1 protein-coding gene is annotated in these 3,122 nt (G+C 71.3%); it reads right to left on the bottom strand.

What is annotated here, in order from left to right; translation table 11 throughout:
• A partial coding sequence (locus tag GFJ45_RS15745; protein WP_194288731.1) for a metallophosphoesterase occupies positions 1–3,122 on the bottom strand: 3,122 nt, incomplete at both ends.

The raw sequence follows: 3,122 nt of genomic DNA, 5'->3' as shown, positions 1-3,122 counted from the left end.
CTTTGCCCCGGCCCGCGCCCGGCTCCTCCGGCGGGCCCGGCCGGGGCCGCTTCGGCTGGTCCGGCCGCGGCCGGCCGTTGCCTGGCGCGTCGACGGTCACGGTGGCCACCTCGGAGCGGTGCACGCCGCCGTGCGGGTCCCGGGTCAGCACGTACCAGCCGTGGTCACCGTTGGCCCGGTCGTACCACCACTGCTGCACCGTCGAGCCGCTCGCCACCCCGTCGACCGAGGCGATCACCTCATCGGTCAGCACCTCCACGACCAGGTCGTCGGTGGCCAGCACCTTCTCCCGGGGAGTGATCTGCAGGTCGGCGTAGGGCACCTCGAACTCCTGGTGCTCCAGCTCCAGGGAGGGGTCCTCGGAGTTGTAGGTGTCCAGGTAGGGCGAGTAGGTGCGCACCAGCATCCGCTCGCCCTCGTTGTCGAAGTGCAGCAGCCGCAGGAACGCCTGGCCGCCCTCGGGCAGCCCCTGGTAGTCGAAGAGCATCTGGTGGACCGTGCGGTCCGGCTGCCCGTCGCCGTCGTCGTCGAACTCGTCCACCCGCGTGAAGGCATCGTGGTAGTGACCGGAGGTGACCGCCACGACGTTGGGGTTGGTGGCCACGACCTCGTCCTGGATCCGCTGCGGGATCGGGCCGAGCCCGCCGGTGGTGAGCACGTACTCGTGCAGGTTGATGACCGCCGTCCGCTCCGGGTAGCGCGCCAGCACCTGGTTCATCCAGGCGATGGCCTCGTCGTCGGGGCCCCACCCCATGGAGAGCATGAGGAAGTCGACGCCGCCGGCGGTGATCAGGTCGTAGTGGCCGCGGTTGTCCTGGTAGGACCCGCCGTACCACGGGTTGTCGGCGAACCGGTCCTCCCCGAACCAGCGGCTGAACTCGCGGTAGTCCTCCAGCGCGCCGCCGACGTCGTGGTTGCCCGCCAGCACCCCGTAGGGCAGCCCGGCGTCCTCGAGCATGCGGTAAGCCGGGTCGGCGTTGCGCCACTGGTACTCCTGGTCGTACTCGTCCACCACGTCGCCGGTGTGGATGACGTACTGCAGGTTCAGCGGCTGCCGCCGGTCCAGGAAGTAGTCGTGGATGTCCAGCTGCCGCTGGTAGTAGGTCTCGTTGTAGTACTGCGTGTCGGACTCCCAGCCGATCGTGAAGTCGTACTCCGACCGCGGCACGTCGTCGGGGTGGTGCGGCGTCACGTCGCTGTCGCGGGTGGACAGGTCCTGCCCGGCGAAGCCCTCGGAGTGCTGCACCAGCAGCCGGACCGTCCCCTCCGCGGCGTGGTCGGCGGCGGTCACCATGCCCTCGAGGGTGATGTCGGTGCCGTTGTCGCCGGTGGTCAGCGCCCGGTCCACCTCGACCCACTCCCCGGTCTCGGCGTGCTGGGCGTAGAGCAGCACCTTCGCCCCGGCGTTGGCACGGCCGTCCCAGCCGACCCGGACGAGGTCGTCCTCGCCGGTAGCGTCACCGACCTGCACGTCGAACAGCTGGTAGGGGAAGGCGTCGCTGGAGGCCACCTCGGTGTCGAGGCCGTCGTCACCGGCCATGGCGGCCAGCTCCTCGCCGCTGAGCACGACCGCGTCGTCGCGGTCGATGCCGAGCGCGACCCGGGTGGTGCCGCTGGCGGCGGTGAGCCCGTCGTCACCCGGGACAAGGCGACTACCCTCGCGCAGCTCGACGGCCAGCGCGTCGCCGGTCGGGTCCTCGACCTCGGCGGTCAGCAGCACGTCGTCGTCGCGCACCGTCGCACCGTCCGCGGGGCCGACCGGGCTGCCGGACGGCTGCTCCTCGGGGGTGGTGAAGACGACCCGGCGGGTGCTCGTGTTGCCGACCTCGTCGCGGGCGCTTAGTACCACCTCGTGCTCACCGGCCGCCAGGTCGACCGAGCTGGTGGTGTGTGGCAGCTCGACGGGTTCACCGTCCAGGGCCGCGGTCAGCTCACGCAGTCCGGCGCCTGCGTCGGTGGCCTGGGCGTCGATGACGATCTCGCCCTGGTACTGACGCTCCTGCAGGTCGGTCTCGATCACCGGGGCGGTGTTGTCCACCTGCACCGCGCGCTCCACGGTGGTGGAGCCGTCGCTGGCGGCGACGGTGTGGTGGCCGTCGCCGGTGGCCGTGGTGTCCCAGTCGTGGGCGACCGCGGTGAAGGCGTCGCCGGGCAGCGGGAACTGGGCGTCGTAGAAGTCGAGCTTGCCGGCGCTGTCGCCCATCCGCAGCCACTCGGCCGGGTCGTCGTAGCCGTCCGGGCGCAGCGTCCGGCCGTCGGGGAGCACCAGCCGCAGGTTGCGGACCTGGAAGTCGTCGTTGTTCTCGTCCTCGTCGATCTCGGGCCAGGCCTTGGTCCCGGCGTAGACGCTGAGCACCAGGTCCTCTCCCTGGGTGACGTAGCTGAGCGGCACCGGCACCGCGACCGTCACCTCCTCGGCGTAGAAGCCCTCGTCGAAGACGTGCAGCACCTCCTCCCCGATCAGCACGCCGTTGCGGAAGAAGGCGTCGGTGGAGGTGGCCTCGAAGGCGAACCACGGCTCGTCCTCCAGGGACTCCTCCGTCGCGGACACCGGTACCCCGTCGATGCTGAGGTCGACGGCGGGCGGGTACTCCTCACCGGCCGCGGACACCCGGGTGGTGCCGGTGACGAACTGCCCGTCCTCCAGGTTGAGCCGCACCGGGCTGGTGTCCACGCCGGCGACCGGCACCCGGCGGGTCTCGGTGGTGGTGCTGCCGAGCCGGTCGTGGGCGGTGACGGTGTACTCCACCCACTCCTTGCCGGTCAGGTCCACTGCAGGGATGGTGTGGCTGTAGCGTCCGTCGCCGTCGTCGGTGAGGTTCACCGTGCGCGGCTCGCCGTCGACGTCGTTGCCGACCTCGAGGGTGGCGGTGAGGACCTCGACGTCGTCACTGATGCCCAGGTCGACGGTGAAGTCCTCCTCGGGCGTGACCTCGGCGGCGGTGTGGTCGGTGACCTCCGGGCGGGTGCTGTCCTCGGCCGGCACCATCAGCCCGTCCGGCACCTGCCCGGCGGAGACGGCGCCGGGCGAGGCGGGGGCGTGTCCGACCAGCTGCTGCCGCTCGGTGTTCTCCGGGTCGTGGGCGTACTGGATCCCCACGTCGGGGCTGGTGTCGTCGGCA

The sequence above is a fragment of the Ornithinicoccus halotolerans genome (genome assembly GCF_009602535.1).
Classification (GTDB): domain Bacteria; phylum Actinomycetota; class Actinomycetes; order Actinomycetales; family Dermatophilaceae; genus Ornithinicoccus; species Ornithinicoccus halotolerans.
The sequence above is the reverse complement of the archived record's forward strand: the minus strand, read 5'-3'. Positions and strand labels throughout refer to the sequence as shown.